The sequence below is a fragment of the Nocardia sp. NPDC059236 genome (genome assembly GCF_042754085.1).
Classification (GTDB): domain Bacteria; phylum Actinomycetota; class Actinomycetes; order Mycobacteriales; family Mycobacteriaceae; genus Nocardia.
Genome location: NZ_JBHZAF010000005.1, coordinates 491,699 through 508,337, shown reverse-complemented (window position 1 = coordinate 508,337; position 16,639 = coordinate 491,699). Strand labels below are relative to the sequence as shown.

The following is a 16,639-nucleotide window of genomic DNA, read 5'->3' as shown; positions in this document are numbered from 1 at the left end:
GCGCCACCGCACCCCCTACAGCGAACACACCGCCTGGGCACACCGCCAAAACACCCAAGCCGCTTGACAACTTACGGACCTGGGATGTCTAGCCCCAATACCAGTGACTTAAGGGTTTGCCTGGTAGTGTCTGCGGCTGGGAGGTGTGTGGATGCCGCGGCCGGGGCAGGTCAAACTGGAGTCGGAGGATCGGTTGTCCGATCGCATCGCGATCGGGCTGCTGACGCGGACGTTTCCGCCGGAGTTGGTGGATCGGGTGGTCGCCGAGTGCGGTCGTGGCGGGCAGCGGACTCGGTTGTTGCCGCCACGGGTGGTGGTGTATTTCGTGTTGGCGATGTGCCTGTTCTCCGGTCAGGGTTATGAGGAGGTCGCGCGGCTGCTGACCCAGGGTCTGGCGGGGGCGCGGCGATGGTCGGGGGCGTGGCAGGTTCCGAGCACTGCGGCGATCTCGCGGGCGCGGGTGAAGTTGGGTGCGGCACCACTGAAGTCGCTGTTCGCCGCGGTCGCGCGCCCGTTGGCGACGGAATCGACGGTGGGTGCGCGGTTTCGGCGGTGGCGGTTGATCGCCGTGGACGGCACGGTGTTCGATGTGCCCGACAGTGACGACAACTCAGCGTATTTCGGGCGCCCGGCCACTCATCGCACCGAGCGTTGCGCCTATCCGCAGGTGCGGATCGTGGGGTTGGCCGAGTGCGGCACGCACGCCATCACCGCGGCGGCGCTGGGGCCGTGCACCACCTCCGAACACGTCCTGGCGCGCGAGTTGTTCGGGCACACGGGTGCGGGTGATCTTTTGCTGGCCGACCGCGGATTCAGCGGAGTGCAGCTGTGGCGGGAAGCGTGTGCCGGCGGGGCGGATCTGTTGTGGCGCATACGATCCCACTTGATCCTGCCGGTGGTGGCGGAGCTGCCCGACGGGTCATATCTGTCCGACATCGTCAAGGGCGCCGATCACCGCAAACGCGCCGACCCGACCAGGGTACGGGTGATCGAATACACCCTCACCGGTGCGGGATACCCCGACTCCGACACCCCGATCCGGTTGCTCACCACGATCCTGGACCCCGAACAGGCACCGGCGACCGAGTTGGCCGCGCTCTATCACGAGCGCTGGGAGATCGAAAACGCCTTCGACGAGCTGAAAACCCACCAGCGCGGCCCCGCGCAGGTGCTGCGCTCGCGCTCCCCGGAAGGTGTCGAGCAGGAAGTCTGGGCCCACCTGCTGGTCCATTACGCCATCCGCACCCTCATGCACGACACCGCCGAGCCCGGCGGCATCGACACCGACCGGCTATCGTTCACCCGCAGCATCCGCCTCGCGCGCCGGCAGGTGACCGCGCAGGCGGGTTTTTCCCCCTGACCGCCTCACACGAGCGTTCACCGCCGGAAAAACCGAGATTGCCGCCCACTTGCTGCCACCCCGAACCGGCCGCACCAACCCACGAGTGGTCAAACGCAAGATGTCGAACTTCGGCGTCAAACGCGCCAGGCATCGCAATCCAGTTCAGCGACAACAGAACCCACAAGAATCCATCACCCTCGCACCGCCCTCACGCACAACACCGAAGAACCCCCTACCCATACGAATCCCGGTAGACGCCAGCCCTTAAGTCACTGGTATTGTGTCTAGCCCGAATCTTGCGGCGACGCCGCGCTCTCCGGCGCCGGTCCGTGCCCGGTCGGACCCGGGGCGGTCAGTACCCGCCAGATCTCGTCGACGTAGGACTCCCAGGCCGCCTGGTCGGCCGGTAGCGTGCCACGCATCGTCCGCCACAGCTGGCCCGTGCCCAGATACGCCGAATATGCCAGTGCCGCACGATGTTTCGCCACCGGGTCGGCGAAACCGAGCCGGGTGAACAGTTCGGCCAGATACTCGATGCGCCGCACGGTGACCCGGGTCAGCACCGGCTCCACCAGCGGATCCGTCGCCCCGGCCAGCAGCACCGCGAGCTTCTCCTGCGGATGCGCCAGCGCCGCGCCCAGTAGCGTCCGCAGCCCGACCGCCGGATCCGGTTCGGCCGACACCAGCGCGATCACCGCATCGGTCTCCTCGTGTTCCCAGCGCTGCAGGGCCGCCGCCAGCAACTCGTCCCGATTCGCGAAATGCCAGTAGGCGCTGCCCTTGGTCGCGCCCAGCCGCGCGGCCAGGGGTTCGATGGCGACCGCGCCCACGCCGCCCTCACCGAGCGCCGCCAACGCGGCCGCGACCCAATCGTCACGGCTGAGCCGTCGCCTCTTCTCCGCCATAGCTCCGTACGGTACCGTATGGAATCAGAACATACGGTACCGTACGGAACGGGTGAGTCGATGATCTGGAACATTCACCAGCGAGAACTGCCGGTGTCGGCGCAGCAGGCCGGTGCCCTGCTCGATGCGGTGGCCGAGCCGGGCAATCCGCTCTGGCCCGGCGAGCACTGGCCGGCCCTGATCCTGGACCGGCCGCTGCAGGTGGGCGCCGACGGCGGGCACGGCAGCATCCGCTACGTCTGCACCGCGTACGAACCCGGCCGCGCTGTCGAGTTCACCTTCGCGCCGGGCATGCCCTTCGCCGGCACGCACACCTTCGAGATCATCGATCGCGGCGAACGGGGTTGCGTGATGAGGCATCTCGTCGTCGCGCGGGCCCGCGCGCTGCGGGGCCGGCTGCTGTGGAGTCTCGCCATTCGCTGGCTGCACGACGCGGTGCTCGAGGAACTGCTCGATCGCGCGGCGACGGAAATGGGGCACCCACCCGCCGAACCGGCCCGATGGTCACCCTGGGTGCGCATACTGCGCCGATCACTGGACCGCGTCCACGCCGCGGTACCGGCCGCCTGACCAGCCCGGAACCGAACCCGCTGCGCCGCAGGCGGATCCGGGCGGGGCCAACCGCCCGGGTCAGCCGCGATACACGCCGCGATAGGCGTCGATGGTCTCCACCAGATGGTCGACGATCTGCTCGCGCGTGGCGCGCAGCGTGCCATTGAGCCATGCCGAGAACATGCCCGCATTACCGCTGGCCATGGTGACCGCCGCCAGCCGCCGCCGCACCGGATCCTCGATATGGGCGAACAGGTGATCCTGGATCAACCGGGTGAACGCGGGCATCACCGCGATCGTCGTCTGCCCCAGCCCCGTCGAGGAATACGGCTCCACCAGAAACAGCCGCGACTTGCGCGGATCCTCGAGCACCTTCGCCACCAGCGTCTCCGACAGCGCGCGATCCCGGTCCGGATCGTCGGCGACCGCGAAGGCCGTCATCGGATCCAGGAACTCCTCGGCGATCTGGCGATAGAGCACATCGAGCAGTTCGTCTCGGCTGGCGAAGGATTCGTAGAAGTAGCGGTCGGTCAGGTTGGCGCGCCGGCACACCGCGCGCATGGTCACCGCACCCGCCCCGGACTCGCCGATCAGGTCCAGTGCGGCCTCGAGCAACGCCGCCCGGCGCGCCTCACGGCGTTCGGTGAGGGTCGTTCCACCCCAGATACGGGGCTCGGCGTCGGAGGGAGGCTGCTCGGTGTGCACCGGGTCAAGAGTAATGCCCGGTGCCGGGCGGTATCGCACACCCGGCACCGGCGGGCGGATTCGCGGCGATCTCGACAGCGCCGACTACCGTGGGTGGATGGATATCAGCGCGTTCATCGCGGGCCGCCTCGACAAGCAGCAGGAAGCCGCCGAATTCGCTCTGAAACTCGAGCGCGACTTCCAGGACACCGGCCGCGAGATCAAATACGAATGGGTGCGTTACGTGCGCCGCCGCGGCAGCCGCACCGCCCCGTCGTCGGTGTTCCTGCCCGGCGCACCGACCCCGAAGGAACTGTTGCGGCACCAGGCGGCGCTGCGGCTGATCCTCGGCCAGCACACCCCCGACACGGGCGGCCATTGCTCGGTGTGCCGGCAGCCCGACTCCCGTGGCGGCCAGGAACCGGCGGCGTGGCCGTGCCCGACCGTCCGCGCGGTGGCCGGCATCTGGTCCGATCACCGTGACTACCCGCTCCCGCGTGATTGATCGGCGCACAGGGCCGAATCCATTGGCCGGGTGCCGGATGCGATCGCACACCCGGCACCGGACCACCGGGTACTCGCGCAGACGGGACCCGCGCCGCTAGCCGGTGACCACGCAGGCGCTGCCGAGGTTGATGCCGGTGTTGACCGTCACCAACGCCCACTGCGAGCCGTTGTAGGTCCAGGCCTGGATGTAGTGCACCCCGGTCGAGGTCGGCGTCCAGCTGGAGGTCCCGGTACCGCCGCTGCCGAGGCTGAACTGCTGCTGGCCGAAGGTGGCGGTGTTGCTGTCGTAGAGCCAGACGTATTCGTACGGGCTGCCGTTCACGGTGACCGTGTACGAGCAGTCGGTGCCGTAGCCACCGCCGCCGAGACCGATACTCGACCCGCTGGACACGCTGACGCTGGTGACGTACGCCGACGCCTGCGGCGCGGCGAGCACGAGCGCCGCGGCTGCGGCGGCGAAGGTGGTGAATGCGGTGAGGGCCGACTTCCGTGACCGGATCATCGTCGATCATCTCCCCAGATGAACGGAGCAATGGGATCTTTCGCGCCAATGGCGCATTCCACCAGTGTCGGCGTTCCGGACCCCCGGCACGCGCGTATCGGACTACTTGTTCCCGACCATCCGGGTGGTAGTCGCGGCCTTATGATCAGCGGTTATCGTCCAGCTGCATCCGATCGGCCCGAAAAGTCCGATGCCCCTAACGATCCCCTAATTCTCGCGCTCACCAAGCGATGCAGCTACCGTGTCGCTACCGTTCGTGTCGTCCGAATCGTGCCCGGGCGGACACGCGCAGACGCCCACGGCACCGGATGCCCGCGAGTCTCTTCCCCGAGCTCGCACCCGCGTCCCCGCATCAGGCGGCGCCGCGAAACGGCGGCGCCGAGGCCACCCCCGATCCCGGCCTCGGCGCCCCCGCACCGCAATTCGAAGCCGCGACACCTCCCCGGCATCACGACGGTGATCGACCACGATTCCGCCGCAAAACCATCGGAAACCGGCCGGTGCTGCGATGATCGACCCGGATTTGTCTTCAGTTCGGGGCGGCACCGCGAATCAACCTGTGCCCGTGGACTGTTCGAGGTGCAGAAGGATCGACCTGTATGACCGCAACCCGGTACGCCAGCAAACCCGTCGTCGCCGAGGTCCCCGAGCCTTCCAGCTGGGGACGGCATCTGGGAATCAACGAGGACGTCGCCGACGGTCTCGACGCCGGGCAACTCGGCGCACTGATCTTCGTCCGGAAATTGGTGCGCTGCTGGTACATCGCCAATGTGCTACTGGCCCTGTCGATCTGGGCCGCGATCACGCTGTGGGCGCGCCTCTACGGGCAGGCCACCTTCGGTGACTGCGCCGCGGTCAGCGGGTTCACCAGCCGCTGCGATCCCGGCTGGCAGTCGCTGATCATGGGGCTGGTCAGCGGATTCGTGGTCGCGACGGCGGTATTCGTGCTGACCTCGCTGCCCTGCTTCATGATCGGCTACGCCATCCGCTGGTCGGCGCGCGCCATGGCCGACCGCAACGAATGGCGAATCACCGACTGACCGCGCACACCCGGCCCGCCCGGTAGCGCCTAGCCGGCGGGAGTCTCCGGTGGCGTCGCCGCGGCGACGATCTCCCGCAGCGCTGCGATGTGGCCGTCGAAGGCGTCGCGCCCGGCCTGGGTCAGGCGGGCCCGAACCCGGCGGCGGCTGCCCTCGAGACGGCGTTCGGTCGCGACATACCCGGCGTCCTCCAGTGTCGCCAGCTGCTTCGACAACGCCGAATCCGACAGATTCAGCCGCTCCTTGAGGAAGGCGAACTCCGCCCAATCCGCGGCGGCCAATGTCGCGACCAGATTCAATCGCGTACTCGGATGGATCAATTCGTCGAAGCGGGCCACGCTCATGCGCGCACCCAGCGACGCCCCATCCGCAGCAGCTCCGGCCCGCCGAACCCGATGACAGCCGCGATCAACACCGCCGACCAGGTCCGCGGATGCCCGGCCCCGTCGGCGGCCAGCAGCAGGGCCGCCACCACGGTCAGCGCGACCAGGGTCAGCAGCATGGTGATCACGATCAGCGGTGTGCGCCGCCCGGCGACCTCCGCGCTGACCTGGACCCGGCCGGTGCGATGGCGCCCGTCCAGCAGTCGCGACGCCAGCGCCGAATGCCCCGCGCCGAACATCAGCGTCGCAACTGCCGTGAGCCAGCCCGGCCCGAAATCCCCGATCACCCCCAAAACCACCCAGCCGCAACCCATTCCCCACCAGTACCCCCGTGGCAGCCCGACCTCCTCGGCCACCTGCCGCCGCGCCCGCCCCGCCGCATCCAGCGCCGCCCGGGCCTGATCCGGAGTAATGCCGTCCATGCCGACCACCCACTTTCCTACTCGGAAAGTAAGCGTCCACTTTCCCGGCAGGAAAGTCAAGGGCGGCCGGTGGCCGGCCGGACACAACGACCCGCTCGCGACCACCCGGGCCGAGAGCGGCCGACAGGGGAGACTGTCGGTCATGGCGGATGGGATCGAGTGCGGGCCGGCGGATCGAGCGGCCGGGGTGAATCGGTTGTCGCCGCTGCGGTTCGTGATGGCGTTCGGTGTGGTGAGCATGCTCGCCGACGTCGTCTACGAGGGGGCGCGGTCGATCACCGGCCCGTATCTGGGCACCCTGGGCGCCTCGGCGGCACTGGTCGGCTTCGTCACCGGGGCCGGGGAGGCGGTCGCGCTGGTGTTCCGCCTGGTGACCGGCCCGTTGTCCGACCGCACCGGCCGGCACTGGGCATTGTCGATCGCCGGGTATGCGCTGACGGTGGTGTCGGTGCCGCTGCTGGCGCTGGCGACCTGGCTGTGGCCCGCCACGGGGCTGGTGGTCGCCGAACGGTTCGGCAAGGCCGTGCGCGCCCCGGCACGCGACACCATGCTCGCCCAGGCCGCCGGCTCGGGCATCGGGCGCGGAAGGGCGTTCGCGCTGCACGAGGCACTCGACCAATCCGGGGCGCTGCTGGGACCGCTGCTGGTCGCGGGCATGATCGCGCTCTCCGGCTTCCGGCTCGGATTCGCGGTACTCGCCATTCCCGGCGCGTTGGCGCTGCTCACCCTGGCCTGGCTGCGGCGCGCGGTGCCCCGGCCGGCGGCCTACGAAACCGACCATCACGACGCCGGGACCACCGTGCGAGCCGATGGCCGGTTACCGGGCCGATTCTGGCTCTACGCGGCGTTCACCGCGACCTCGATGGCCGGGTTCGCCACGTTCGGGGTGCTGTCGTTCCACTTGCAGGCCCGCCACGTGCTCCCCGACAGCGTGATCCCGGTCACTTACGCCGCCGCCATGGGTGCGGCGGCACTGGCCGCACTCGCCTCGGGACATCTCTACGACCGGATCGGGTTGCGGGGGCTGGTGATTGCGCTGCCGCTCTCGGCGGTGGTGCCGCTGCTGTCGTTCTCGAACCATGCCGGTCCGGTGTGGGCGGGAGCGGTCGTGTGGGGCGCGGCGATGGGCATCCACGAATCCACCCTGCGCGCCGCGGTCGCCGACATGGTCCCCGCCGCGCGCCGCGGCACCGGATACGGCGTGTTCACCGCCGTCTACGGTCTGGCCTGGCTGGCCGGCTCCACCCTGATCGGCGTGCTCTACGGTCATTCGGTGACCGCGGTCGTCGTGTTCACCCTCGCCACACAGGCGATCGCACTGATGTTGTTCGTGCCCTTGGCCTTCGGCCGCCCATCCCGCCGTCGACCTCGCGGTCAGCCCAGCAGCTCGTCCAGGTAGCACCAGCGCCAGGATTCACCGGGTTCGACGCTGCGCATCACCGGGTGACCGGTGCTGTCGAAGTGCTTGGTGGCGTGATTGCCGGGGGAGGAGTCGCAGCAGGCGACGTGGCCGCAGTCCAGGCACATGCGCAGGTGGACCCAGACCAGGCCCTCGTCGAGGCATTCACCGCAGGCGTCGGGGGTGTCGGGAGTGCGGACGCAGGGGGCCTCGCGCAGGTGCTCACAGGCGCCGGCGGTGACGGGGGAGCTCAGGGGGGTGCCATCGTCCTCGTCGGCCTCGGCGACCCGGTCGATGGTGGACTCCTCGATGTCGAGGGTGGCCATGACCGCCTGCAGGACCTCCTGATCGACCTGGCCCGAATCACGAATGCGCAGCACGGCTTCGCGTTCGGCGGTGAGCATGGCCAGGCGCAGGCGCCGGTACTCGCCGCTGGGGGTGACGCGCTGGGATTCGGAGCGGCCCAGCAACTCCCACGCCGCCTGGGCGCGCACCACCACGCGGTTGCGCAGGGCGTCGACCACGTCCGGCGGGGTTTCGGGGGCGATGTTCTCCTCGAGCGCCTTGAGTCCCGCGACCGTGGCCTGTTGCAGCAGATTCGCTTCCTGCAGCAGGTCTTCGGCCTTGCTGGGCCCGCGCAACCGGAGCACCCGCACCAGCCACGGCAGCGACAAGCCTTGCAGCAGAAGCGTTCCGCCCACCACCACGACCGCCAGCAGCCGCAGCGTCGCCAGCTCCGGGGTATCACCGGGCAGCAGCAGCGCCGCGGCCAGCGTCACCACCCCGCGCATGCCCGCCCACGCCACCACCGCCGGACCGGTCCACTCCGGCTTGGGTTTTCCCTGCCGCCGCCCTTCGACCCGCCAGGCCGCGTAGGTCGCCGGGAACACCCACACCGGGCGCACCACGATCACCGTCACCAGCACCGCCGCACAGGTCCACAGCAGCGTCGAATGCGACAGCCCGCTGTGCCAGGCATCCTCGACCAGATGCCGCACCTGCAGGCCGATCAGCAGGAAAACCGCGCTCTCGAGCAGGAATTGGATGGTGCGCCAGTTGGTGTGCTCGGCGATGCGCGAAGCCGCGCTCTGCCACTGCGGGGCGCCGTGACCCAGGATCAGGCCGCAGGTCACCACCGCGATCACACCCGAGGCGTGCACCCCTTCGGCGGGCAGGTACGCGATCCACGGCGCCAGCAGCGACACGCTCGTGTCCAGCACCGGATCGCTGATGCGCCGGCGCAGGAACGCCAGCACCATCGCCGCCACCCCGCCGATGAGCGCGCCACCACCAGCCGCGCCGACGAAACTCGCGCCCGCCTCCCACATCGTCACGCTGCCGGCCATGGCGGCCACCGCGGTGCGCAGGGTCACCAGCGCGGTCGCGTCGTTGAACAGCGACTCACCCTCGAGCAGCGTCACGATCCGGCGCGGCATCCCGACCCGGCGCGCCACCGCCGTGGCCGCCACCGCATCGGGCGGGGCCACGATCGCGCCGATCGCCACCGCCGCCGAGAACGGCACCGGCAACAGCCAATACACCACCCCGCCCACCGCGAACGCGGTGAACAGCACCAATCCCACCGACAGCAGGGTGATCGTGGTCTTCTTCGGCCGGAAGTCCACCAGCGACGTGCGGATCGCCGTCGTGTACAGCAGCGGCGGCAGCAACCCCAGCAACACCAGCTCGGGTGCGACATCGAACTCCGGCACCAGCGGCAGATACGAGCCGATCACCCCGGCGACGGTGAGCACGAACGGCTCACCCAGCCCCAGCCGGCGCGCACCGGCCGCCAATGCGACCGCCACCGACACCAGCAATACGAGTCCGAACGCCCACTCCACGAGATCATCGTGCCAGCCGCCATAACCGATTCCGGCATCGGCTCGCCACCAGCGAACAACCCCGCCCGCCATCGGCGTGCACGGACCCCGCCGGATCCACCGCGTCGGGCGACCGGAGCTACTCCGCGTGCCCGGACCGCGACCGGGTGATCGCGAAGACCCCGAACCGGGCGGCCAGCGCCACCAGCCACAGCACCACACCGACGAGGTTGAACACCGTCCCGGCATCGGTATAGGCACCGATCAGGATGGAGACGACACCCGCCGAGAAACACACGACGGTGGCGGCATGACAGACGGTCAGAGTGATGCGCAGGTCGGTGTCCGGACCGGCGGCTGGCTCGATGCTGATGGTGAAACTCCTGGCAACGCTGGTGAATTCGACCCCCGGCACCTTAGCGCCCCGCACGCCGAAGTGCAGATTCCACGAGTTCACCGACTTCGCACCGGCACGCGACCCGATCCCGGTTACCCTGTTGCTCAACACGATTCGCGGGCGGGGGACCGATGCACGTGGACATCGATCACTACTGGCCACTGGCGGCCGCCCTCGAGGCGGCACTGCTGGGCGGCTGGCTCGTCGTCGTCGCACGCACCGCGCGGCCCGGGGAACACACTGGGCCACACCGAGAACCCACCGGGGCACGCGGAGAAGGCACTGAGCCACGCGGAGATTGGGCGCCGGTGCTCACCCTGCTGCTGTGGGCCGCGCTCATCCCCGAGATCCTGCCGGTCCCCAGCGCCAACCTGGTCACCAAACTCCCCGGATTCATGCTGATGTACGGCGGCGCCGCGGTATTGGCGCGTGCAGCCGTGCGCACCCGCGGCCTGGGCTGGCCCGCCCTGCTGGGCCTCGCGACGGCCTGGTCGTTGCTCGAGGAGTTCGTGCTCTGCCAGACCTCCATCCATCACGTCTACTGGCCACTCACCTACGGCGGCAGCCCGTTCGGCGTCAACGCGATGTTCCTGCTGTGGGCGTTCAGCGTGGAAGCGGTCGGCGGATTCCTGGTGTCCACCCAGCTGACCGAGCTGATGTTCCCCGATCGGCGGACCAAACCCTGGCTGAGCCGGTCCGCGGCGTGGACCGGCGGCGTCGTCTGGCTCGTCGGTCTGCCCATCACCTGGTACGGCTGCGCGTATCTCGTCGAACGCGGCGTGCTCGGACGCCACATCACGCCGCCGCTGCCGCTGGTGGCGATTCCGGCCGTGCTCGCCCTCGCACTGGTCGCCGCCGCCCTCACCCGCCCGCGTGCGGGCCGGGTGCGGAACGTGCGGCGCTACGCGCCGCCGCCGTGGTCGGCCGGTGTGGTCGCCGCGGTGCTCGCGACACTGTGGCTCTCGACGCACATCCTGATTCTGGGCGGCGGCCCGGCGATCCTGTTCGGTCACCCGATCCCCGGGCTGCGCGAAATCCCGGCCTGGGCGATCTATCTCGTCGCCTTCGTCGTGGCGGTCACCGCCGTGACGTTGCTGCAGCGCTGGTCCGCAGCCCCGCGATGGACCGATATGCACCGATTCGCGGTGTGCGCGGGTGTGCTGGCCGCGGCCATGATCCAGGCCTGCGACGCGCTCGCGGGCACCGAAGCGAAAACCGGTCGATCGACCGTGGGCGACTGGGCCGTGCAGCTCGAGGTCAACGCCCTCGTCATCGCCGTCCTCGTCGCCCTCGGCTTGCGAATACGGCGCTCGTCCGCACCGGTCGGGACCGCCCGAGAAGCGGCTGCCCCGTAGCTCATTCGGGTCGCGGCGCGGATTCCATGGGTTTGCCCGCATCCCGCCACGCGGTGATGCCGCCCGCGAGGCTGTGCGCGTCGTACCCGGCGCGGCGGGCCAGGGCCGCGAAGCGCCGCGACACCTCACCGACCGGGCAGACGAAAACCACGGGGCGCGAACGCGAGAACGGGACTCCCTGGATGAGCATGTCGTCGAGGTGATCGTCGCGGATGTTCACCGCGCCCGGCACATGCGCGATCCGGTAGGCCATCGCGCCCCGGGTATCGACGACGGTCGGGCGGGCCGTGCGGTCGAGCTGCTCGAGCTCATCGGGGGACAGCACCGGGGTGGCCGACAATTCGGCCGCGGTCGGGGCCGGTGCGCGCCCGGGTTTGCCGAACAGTTCCGGGCGGCGTTTGCGGATGTAGGACAGATACGGTTCCAGGCGGTCGCAGACGATGACCACCGCGACGAGCGGATCGGCCTGGGCGGCGGGCTGTTCCAGGGTCCCGAGGAACTCGAGGGCCGCGGCGTAGGTCGCGCCGCTGGTGGGTCCGGCGAGCACACCGTGGGCCGTGGCCAGTTCGAGCGTCGCGTCGACCGCGCGCCCGGCCTCGACAGCCATGATGCGGTCGTAGAAATCGGGCTGGAACAGGCCCACATCCCACATCTCGGTCTCCGAGCGGATACCGGGAATGAAATCGGAGCGCTCCGACACCACCGCGATCGTCTTCAACTCCGGATTGTGTTTGCGCAGAAACGTCGCCGTGCCGCGCGTCGACCCGGTCGTGCCCAGCCCGCCGACCAGATAGTCGACCCGGGTGATGCCGTCACGCGCCAGATCCTCGTGGATCTCCCGCCCGGTCCCGTGATGGTGCGCTTCGATGTTCTTCTCGCTCGTGTACTGCGACGGGTGATACCAGCCCCCGGGCGTGCGCGCCATGGTCGATTCGATGACCGAGTACACGTCGTTGGGCGCGGTCGGATCCGGGCACTCCGACAAACCGGGCAGCTCCTCGATGTCGGTGCCCAGCAACTGCAACAGCTCCCGCACCTCGGCGACCCTGATCCGATTGGTCACCGCCCGCAACCCGATCCCGTGCATGGCCGCCAGAATGCGCAGCGCCTTGGCGGTATTGCCGCTCGAGGCCTCGATCAACGTCTTCTTCTGCGCGACGATGTCGTCCAGGTCGTCGCGGATCATGCCCCACGCCACCCGGTCCTTCACCGACCCGAACGGGTTGTAGAACTCCAGTTTCGCGTACAGCTCCACGTGCGCGAGCCCGTGCACGGCCGGATCCAGTCGCAGCAGTGGGGTATTGCCGATCAGCTCGGTGATGTGGTCGTAGCGCATCAGTGCACCTCGTGCCAGTCGACGTCGCGGCCCACCGAAAACGTCCCGGACCGCTGCACCACCGCCAGTTTCGGCGGCACCGGATGCATGGATGCACGCGCTGCCGACAAATCCATGTGGTAGGCAGCAGTATTGGGGAAGACGACGAAATCCCCGGGAGCGGGCAGCCGCGGCAGCCAGACCTTGTGATTGGTGATCAGATCCCGCTCGAGGCACAAACGCCCGGCCAGGAACACCCCCACCGCACCGGAATTCGTGCCGGCCGAATCGCGGGCGGGGACCAGGATCGGGTCCACCATCACCTCCTGATCGGCCGGGGTGACGGTGTCGCGACTCAGATCCAGATTCACCAGCGTGCTGCCGTCCGCGGTCTCCTTCACGAATTCCACCCGCGCCACCGTGATTCCGGCATGATCGACCAGCGCCTTGCCCGGCTCCAGCCAGATCTCGATCGAGTTCTCCCCAGCCAGCTGTGCAAAAGTGCGGCCCCCGTGGGATTCCAGCCCCGTATCCAGCAGATCTGCCAGCATCCGGTCGGCACTCACAATGTTGGCGTATTTGTGAAAAACCGGTGTCCCGTGCACCGCGCCGTCCTCGAGATGGAACCCGAAGGTGTTGCCGCCCCACGTCATCGGCTCACCACGCCCCACCAGCGATTCCCGCAACGCGTGCACATACGCATCGAACGCATCCGCGTCCGCGGTGAACACCTGCCGGAACCCGCCCCCGATATTCAGCACCGACGGCGCGAGCCCGTACCCGTAGGCGCGTTCGGTCAATGCCAGGCAGCTCTCCACCGCCCGCACCCGCTCGGCCGGTTCCCCCGAATCCAGGTGAAAGGCGAACCCGCGGAAATCGATCCGCTCCCGCTGCGCCGCCAGCAGCGCCAGCACGGCATCGACGCGATGCAGCGGCACCCCGAACCGGCTGACCGGCGTCCCCGCGAACCCGCACACCCGCACCTGCACCAGCACCCGCGCCGGCGCCAGCGCCGCAATGCGTTCCAGCTCCCACGCATTGTCCACGTTGATCGTCACCCCGCTGCCCACCAGCTCCCGCACGAACCCCTCACCCTTGGGTCCGGTCACCTCGATCCGCTCCGGCTCGAACCCCGCCTTCAACGCACTGTCGAGTTCCGCCGCCGAGGCCACATCGATCCCGGCGCCCGCCGCCCGCGCCGCCTCCACGAATGTCCGCGACTGATTCACCTTGTGCGCGTAGCAGATCCGGAAACCCGGCACCCGGGCGGCCAGCTCCGCGCGCAGCCGCTCCAGGTTCTCCGCGAACACCTGCGGAAACACCAGATGCGCAGGCGACCCGAACTCGGCCACCGCGTCGGCCACCGCGTGCGGCGCGGCCACGAACTCCCGCACCAGCGCATGCATCTTCGCCGGCAGTCCCGGCGATGCGGCAGCCGTCATACGGCGGATTCGGTGGTCGCGGGTGTGACCGCGGTCGGGTTGTAGCCGCTGTCGCGCAAGGCCTCGAACACCCGATGGCGGTTGCGGGGACTGCGGAACTCCGCGACCACCCGCTTGCTGTTCAGGTCGATGTCCTGCACGCCCACGCTCATCGACTCCAGCACTCCGGTGACGGTGCGGATGCAGTGCTTGCAGGTCATGTCGGGCACATAGAACACCTGGTCCTCGGCGGCGAGTTCCGCGGTGTCCGAACCGGTGTCGGCCGCCACCTCGGCGACGGTGACCCGGTCCACGATGCGGGTGAACACATCGGTGAACGTGTCGATCACCACCGGCAGGATGCTGTAGTGCTCCCCGTCGAGCTGATGCGGCATGGCCGCCAGGCACGCCGGGCGCGTCCCGGGCGGCAGCAGCGCGTACTGGCGCGAGATCAGATCCAACTCGTCGTGGTATTTCGTGATGGCCTCGGCCACGCTCAAACCCTCGGTGTGGGTGGCGCGGCGTATGACCCGGTGCGCGTCCTCGATGGTCATGTCCTTCATCGCGCGCAGCGTCGCCACCGTCTCGGCCGAATACCGTACGGTCCCATCGGGTTGGGTGGTCAGCGTCACCGCGATCATGCCGCGCCGGTAGCTCGAGGCCTGCAGCTCCCAGTACCAGCGTGTCGCCACCGCGCCGTAGATCCCCGAATCCCGCATGCCGACCGCGAATTCGGCCGGCGTCCGATACGGCGTCCACCGCGCCAGCAGCGCGTGCTGTGCCAGCGCTCGCCCCGCCGCCTCGATACCCACCCGGAAGATCTCGAACGGCTCGTGGTCGGTGGTGGTGCCCTCGAGTACCGCCTCGTCGCGCGGCGTCAGCTCCGAGATGCGCCGGGCCAGTGCGGTATCGGCCTGCAGCGCGTGCCACAGCGTCAGCACCGTCTCGCGCATGGCGATGGGCACGATCGCGCCCAGACCGCCCACCCGGTAGTGCCCGGTATTGGGGATCCCGTCGCTGTCGGTCCAGGCGATGCGATGGGTCGCGCTGGTCACCTGGTCGGCGCGGCACGGGCGCATGAACCGTTCCAGGTACAGCCGCTGCGACAGCGTCAGGTGCGAGCCCGGCTCCGATTGCAGTGCCGCGCACGTGTATTCGACGCGCCGCGGCGGCGGCAGCACCGGGGGCGCGCCCAGGCCGGGCCGGGCCAGCGCGGCCAGCACCCGGGAGGCGGCACGCCGGTCGTAGCGGGGTTCGGGGCCGGACATGGTCAAGAGACCTCCTCGGCAATCGTGGCGACACACTCGATGAACCGGTCGATCTCGTCGACGGTGTTGTAGACGTGGGTGCTGACCCGCACCGAGTCCTCGTCCATCGGCACATCGTCGGCGGGCACACAGTGCGCACCGGTGCGCACCAGGAACCCGAGCTCGCTCAGCACGAACCCGAGATCGGTGGCGCTGATCCCGTCCAGGGTGAAAGACACGATCCCGTAGCCGGTTTCGCACGGCGCGTGCGCCGGACCCGGCAGGAACTCCACGCCCGGTATCGGGCGCAGGCCCGCGATCAGCCGCTGCGTCAGCGCCCGATTGTGGGCCGCGACGGCATCCAGGCCCAGGTCGTCGAGCACCTCGAGGGCCGCGCCGAGCGCGAGGATGCCGGGGATATTGTGGGTGCCGCCCTCCAGCAACTGCGGCATCGAACCGGCCAGCAACCCCGAATCACCCAGCGACACCGCCGAATTGCCGCCCGGTAGAAACGGTGTCAGTTCATCGTGGCGCCGGCGGCGGCAGTACAGCACGCCGGTCCCGGGCGCCCCGAACATCTTGTGCGCGGAGAACACCGCGAAATCCGCGTCCAGCTCCGCCACCCGCACCGGCAGATGCCCGCCGGACTGGCTGCAGTCGAAACACAGCGCGATCGCCGGATCGATGCGCCCGCGCAACTCCTCGAGGGTGCTCAGCGCCCCGAACACGTGATGCAGATGCCCCACGGTGATCAGCCGGGTGCGCGGGGTGATCCGGGCGGCCACATCCTCGACATCGGCCTCGCCCAGCTCGGTGACCCGGTAGGGCACCAGCCGGATGGTGCGCCCGAACCCGGCCAGTATGCGCCGCAGGTGGTGCCACGGATACACGTTCGAGGCGTGATCGCGTGGGCTGTAGAGGATTTCGTCGCCGTCGCGCAGCGTGGTCAGCCCCCATGACAGCGCCACCGCATTGAGACCGGCCGTGGACCCGCCGGTGAACACCACCTCATCCGGTGCGGCCCCGATGAATTCGGCCATCCGCTCGCGCACCGTCTCGATGCGATGGGTCAGGCTGCTCGCCCACGGGTAGGTGCCGCGTCCGGCATTGGCGGTGCGCTCACTGTGATAGCGGTGCACCGCGCGGATCACCGGCAGTGGCTTCTGGGTGGTGGACGCCGAATCGAGGTAGACGTCGGAGGTTTCGGTCAGCGCGGGGAAGAGCCTGCGCAGGGGCGGGCGCGCCGGTCCCCGGGCGGCGGCGGGCGGCGTGGGCGTAGAGGTCGCGGCTGCGGAGGCGCGCACCGGAACCCTCCCTCCCAGGAGTTCGCGCTGGACGTCACCAA

General features: G+C 69.4%; 17 protein-coding genes. 6 read left to right on the top strand and 11 right to left on the bottom strand.

Translation table 11 applies throughout. The features are described from left to right. Positions 1-151: 151 nt before the first annotated feature. On the top strand, positions 152-1,360 hold the full coding sequence (locus ACFXIV_RS17085) for an IS4 family transposase (protein WP_379405955.1): 1,209 nt from the start codon (positions 152-154) through the stop codon (positions 1,358-1,360). Positions 1,361-1,626: 266 nt separating this feature from the next. Here ACFXIV_RS17085 and ACFXIV_RS17080 read toward each other — a convergent pair whose 3' ends face one another. Next, positions 1,627-2,247, bottom strand: a complete 621-nt coding sequence (locus ACFXIV_RS17080) for a TetR/AcrR family transcriptional regulator (RefSeq protein ID WP_379403219.1) — start codon at positions 2,245-2,247, stop codon at positions 1,627-1,629. Between the two features lie 60 nt (positions 2,248-2,307). On the opposite strand from ACFXIV_RS17080, the gene ACFXIV_RS17075 reads away from it, so the two are divergent. Beyond that, positions 2,308-2,817, top strand: a complete 510-nt coding sequence (locus tag ACFXIV_RS17075; RefSeq protein ID WP_379403218.1) for an SRPBCC family protein — start codon at positions 2,308-2,310, stop codon at positions 2,815-2,817. 60 nt (positions 2,818-2,877) lie between these two features. On the opposite strand, the gene ACFXIV_RS17070 is transcribed toward ACFXIV_RS17075, so the two are convergent. Beyond that, positions 2,878-3,504, bottom strand: coding sequence for a TetR/AcrR family transcriptional regulator (locus ACFXIV_RS17070; RefSeq protein ID WP_354833038.1), 627 nt, complete (start codon positions 3,502-3,504; stop codon positions 2,878-2,880). Positions 3,505-3,601: 97 nt separating this feature from the next. Here ACFXIV_RS17070 and ACFXIV_RS17065 point away from each other — a divergent pair, with 97 nt between their 5' ends. Next, on the top strand, positions 3,602-3,988 hold the full coding sequence (locus ACFXIV_RS17065; protein WP_354833036.1) for a DUF6221 family protein: 387 nt from the start codon (positions 3,602-3,604) through the stop codon (positions 3,986-3,988). Positions 3,989-4,084: 96 nt separating this feature from the next. Here the strand turns inward: ACFXIV_RS17065 and ACFXIV_RS17060 are convergent, their stop codons facing one another. Then, the gene (locus ACFXIV_RS17060; protein WP_379403217.1) at positions 4,085-4,492 is read right to left on the bottom strand and encodes a hypothetical protein; all 408 of its coding nucleotides are present in this window, start codon (positions 4,490-4,492) and stop codon (positions 4,085-4,087) included. Between the two features lie 599 nt (positions 4,493-5,091). On the opposite strand from ACFXIV_RS17060, the gene ACFXIV_RS17055 reads away from it, so the two are divergent. Continuing rightward, the gene (locus tag ACFXIV_RS17055) at positions 5,092-5,532 is read left to right on the top strand and encodes a hypothetical protein (RefSeq protein WP_379403216.1); all 441 of its coding nucleotides are present in this window, start codon (positions 5,092-5,094) and stop codon (positions 5,530-5,532) included. Positions 5,533-5,561: 29 nt separating this feature from the next. Here the strand turns inward: ACFXIV_RS17055 and ACFXIV_RS17050 are convergent, their stop codons facing one another. Together ACFXIV_RS17050 and ACFXIV_RS17045 are read right to left on the bottom strand one after the other, a co-directional pair. Beyond that, positions 5,562-5,876, bottom strand: a complete 315-nt coding sequence (locus ACFXIV_RS17050) for a winged helix-turn-helix domain-containing protein (RefSeq protein ID WP_379403215.1) — start codon at positions 5,874-5,876, stop codon at positions 5,562-5,564. Then, positions 5,873-6,337: a hypothetical protein gene (locus tag ACFXIV_RS17045; RefSeq protein ID WP_379403223.1), complete on the bottom strand. Its 465-nt coding sequence runs from the start codon at positions 6,335-6,337 to the stop codon at positions 5,873-5,875. Before ACFXIV_RS17045 ends, ACFXIV_RS17050 begins: the two co-directional genes overlap by 4 nt. A gap of 142 nt (positions 6,338-6,479) precedes the next feature. Here ACFXIV_RS17045 and ACFXIV_RS17040 point away from each other — a divergent pair, with 142 nt between their 5' ends. Beyond that, positions 6,480-7,736: an MFS transporter gene (locus ACFXIV_RS17040; RefSeq protein WP_379403214.1), complete on the top strand. Its 1,257-nt coding sequence runs from the start codon at positions 6,480-6,482 to the stop codon at positions 7,734-7,736. Here the strand turns inward: ACFXIV_RS17040 and ACFXIV_RS17035 are convergent. After that, positions 7,712-9,580, bottom strand: a complete 1,869-nt coding sequence (locus tag ACFXIV_RS17035) for a Na+/H+ antiporter (RefSeq protein WP_379403213.1) — start codon at positions 9,578-9,580, stop codon at positions 7,712-7,714. The genes ACFXIV_RS17040 and ACFXIV_RS17035 overlap by 25 nt on opposite strands. 118 nt (positions 9,581-9,698) lie before the next feature. Further along, complete coding sequence (locus tag ACFXIV_RS17030) at positions 9,699-10,016, bottom strand: hypothetical protein (RefSeq protein WP_379403212.1); 318 nt, start codon at positions 10,014-10,016, stop codon at positions 9,699-9,701. Between the two features lie 71 nt (positions 10,017-10,087). Between ACFXIV_RS17030 and ACFXIV_RS17025 the strand changes: the two genes are divergently transcribed. Further along, a complete protein-coding gene (locus ACFXIV_RS17025; RefSeq protein ID WP_379403211.1) occupies positions 10,088-11,311 on the top strand; it encodes a hypothetical protein in 1,224 nt (407 codons plus the stop codon). 1 nt (position 11,312) lies between these two features. Here ACFXIV_RS17025 and ACFXIV_RS17020 read toward each other — a convergent pair whose 3' ends face one another. From ACFXIV_RS17020 to ACFXIV_RS17005, 4 genes are read right to left on the bottom strand one after another with little or no spacing between them, the layout of a single operon-like run. Continuing rightward, the gene (locus ACFXIV_RS17020) at positions 11,313-12,647 is read right to left on the bottom strand and encodes a pyridoxal-phosphate dependent enzyme (RefSeq protein ID WP_379403210.1); all 1,335 of its coding nucleotides are present in this window, start codon (positions 12,645-12,647) and stop codon (positions 11,313-11,315) included. Then, positions 12,647-14,068 (bottom strand): decarboxylase, encoded by a 1,422-nt coding sequence (locus ACFXIV_RS17015; RefSeq protein WP_379403209.1) that lies wholly within the window; start codon positions 14,066-14,068, stop codon positions 12,647-12,649. Before ACFXIV_RS17015 ends, ACFXIV_RS17020 begins: the two co-directional genes overlap by 1 nt. Next, entirely contained in the window at positions 14,065-15,315 is a 1,251-nt protein-coding gene (locus tag ACFXIV_RS17010; protein ID WP_379403208.1) for a heavy-metal-associated domain-containing protein, read from the bottom strand. The genes ACFXIV_RS17015 and ACFXIV_RS17010 overlap by 4 nt, the downstream gene beginning before the upstream one ends. Before the next feature lie 2 nt (positions 15,316-15,317). After that, on the bottom strand, positions 15,318-16,598 hold the full coding sequence (locus ACFXIV_RS17005) for an aminotransferase class V-fold PLP-dependent enzyme (RefSeq protein WP_379403207.1): 1,281 nt from the start codon (positions 16,596-16,598) through the stop codon (positions 15,318-15,320). Between the last annotated feature and the right edge of the window lie 41 nt (positions 16,599-16,639).

Excerpts from the sequence above, each read along its gene's own strand:
- ACFXIV_RS17085 (WP_379405955.1), top strand. The coding sequence starts at position 152 with ATGCCGCGGCCGGGGCAGGTCAAACTGGAGTCGGAGGATCGGTTGTCC.
- ACFXIV_RS17080 (WP_379403219.1), bottom strand. The coding sequence starts at position 2,247 with ATGGCGGAGAAGAGGCGACGGCTCAGCCGTGACGATTGGGTCGCGGCC.
- ACFXIV_RS17075 (WP_379403218.1), top strand. The coding sequence starts at position 2,308 with ATGATCTGGAACATTCACCAGCGAGAACTGCCGGTGTCGGCGCAGCAG.
- ACFXIV_RS17065 (WP_354833036.1), top strand. The coding sequence starts at position 3,602 with ATGGATATCAGCGCGTTCATCGCGGGCCGCCTCGACAAGCAGCAGGAA.
- ACFXIV_RS17060 (WP_379403217.1), bottom strand. The coding sequence starts at position 4,492 with ATGATCCGGTCACGGAAGTCGGCCCTCACCGCATTCACCACCTTCGCC.
- ACFXIV_RS17055 (WP_379403216.1), top strand. The coding sequence starts at position 5,092 with ATGACCGCAACCCGGTACGCCAGCAAACCCGTCGTCGCCGAGGTCCCC.
- ACFXIV_RS17050 (WP_379403215.1), bottom strand. The coding sequence starts at position 5,876 with ATGAGCGTGGCCCGCTTCGACGAATTGATCCATCCGAGTACGCGATTG.
- ACFXIV_RS17045 (WP_379403223.1), bottom strand. The coding sequence starts at position 6,337 with ATGGACGGCATTACTCCGGATCAGGCCCGGGCGGCGCTGGATGCGGCG.
- ACFXIV_RS17040 (WP_379403214.1), top strand. The coding sequence starts at position 6,480 with ATGGCGGATGGGATCGAGTGCGGGCCGGCGGATCGAGCGGCCGGGGTG.
- ACFXIV_RS17025 (WP_379403211.1), top strand. The coding sequence starts at position 10,088 with ATGCACGTGGACATCGATCACTACTGGCCACTGGCGGCCGCCCTCGAG.
- ACFXIV_RS17020 (WP_379403210.1), bottom strand. The coding sequence starts at position 12,647 with ATGCGCTACGACCACATCACCGAGCTGATCGGCAATACCCCACTGCTG.
- ACFXIV_RS17015 (WP_379403209.1), bottom strand. The coding sequence starts at position 14,068 with ATGACGGCTGCCGCATCGCCGGGACTGCCGGCGAAGATGCATGCGCTG.
- ACFXIV_RS17010 (WP_379403208.1), bottom strand. The coding sequence starts at position 15,315 with ATGTCCGGCCCCGAACCCCGCTACGACCGGCGTGCCGCCTCCCGGGTG.